Source organism: Romboutsia sp., from assembly GCF_035470145.1.
Lineage (GTDB): Bacteria > Bacillota > Clostridia > Peptostreptococcales > Peptostreptococcaceae > Romboutsia_D.
On record NZ_DATIRC010000171.1, the window covers coordinates 1 to 1,573 of the forward strand.

Sequence of the window (1,573 nt, forward strand, 5' to 3'; positions counted from 1 at the left end):
AATAGATAAACAACATGCATCAGGAAAATTAACTGCAAGAGAAAGATTAAATAAATTATTTGATGAAAATACTTTTGTAGAAGTAGATGCATTTGTAAAACATAGATGCTCTAATTTTGGAATGGAAAAACAAGAAATACCTGGAGAAGGTGTTGTAACAGGATATGGAAAAGTGGATGGAAGATTGGTTTGTGCCTTTGCACAAGACTTTACAGTACTTGGTGGATCATTAGGGGAAATGCATGCTAAGAAAATGGCAAAAATAATGGACATGGCATTAAAAGTAGGAGCTCCAGTAGTTGGACTTAATGATTCTGGAGGAGCTAGAATACAAGAAGGTGTTGATGCACTTGCTGGGTATGGAGAAATATTTTATAAAAATACTATAGCATCAGGTGTTGTACCTCAAATATCTGCAATAATGGGACCTTGTGCAGGTGGAGCAGTATATTCACCAGCATTAACAGATTTTGTATATATGGTAGATAAAACAAGCCAAATGTTTATAACAGGACCGCAAGTTATAAAAACTGTAACAGGAGAAGATGTAACGGCTGAAGATTTAGGTGGAGCATCAACTCATAATACTACTTCAGGAGTAGCTCATTTTATGGCTTCAAATGATGAAGATTGCATAGCTCAAATAAGAAAGTTATTAAGTTTCTTACCTTCAAACAACTCAGAAAAAACTCCAGTCGCTGAGTGTATAGACAATCCGAATAGAAAAAATGAAATTTTAAATAATGTAATACCAGATGATTCAAATAAACCATATGATATGAAAGAAATAATATATGAAATAATAGATGATGGTGATTTTTATGAAGTTCAACCATTCTTTGCACAAAATATTATAACAGGATTTGCAAGAATAAATGGGGAAAGTATAGGAATAATTGCAAATCAACCTAAAATAATGGCAGGGTGTTTAGATATAAATGCGTCTGACAAGTCTTCAAGATTTATAAGAACTTGTGATGCATTTAATATTCCAATAGTAACATTAGTTGATGTCCCAGGATTCTTACCAGGAACTTCACAAGAATATGGTGGAATAATTCGCCATGGAGCTAAGATGCTTTATGCATATAGTGAAGCTACTGTTCCAAAACTTACATTAATTACAAGAAAAGCATATGGTGGTTCGTACTTAGCTATGTGTTCAAAAGATTTAGGTGCAGATATGGTTTTAGCTTGGCCAAGTGCAGAAGTTGCAGTTATGGGACCAAGTGGGGCAGCTAATATAATATTTAAAAATGACATAAAAAATTCAGAAAACCCTAAGGAAATGAGAGAAATAAAAATAAAAGAGTATACAGATGAGTTTGCAACTCCATATAAAGCGGCTGAAAGAGGATATATTGATGATGTAATAGAACCAGCATTTACAAGAATAAGACTAGCAGATGCACTAGATACGTTATCTTCTAAACGTGAAGATAGACCGCCTAAAAAGCACGGAAATATACCTTTATAGGAAGGTGGTAAATTATGAATATTAGTCAATTATTAGAGGCTTTAAAAGATCCTTCTGTGAATCTTACAGTAGGTGAAAAACTATTAGCAGGTTTTA

General features: G+C 33.3%; 1 protein-coding gene. It reads left to right on the forward strand.

The window, feature by feature from the left end:
- A partial coding sequence (gene mmdA, locus VLM92_RS07230; RefSeq protein ID WP_325275665.1) for a methylmalonyl-CoA decarboxylase subunit alpha occupies positions 1–1,477 on the forward strand: 1,477 nt, incomplete at its 5' end.
- Positions 1,478–1,573: the final 96 nt, after the last annotated feature.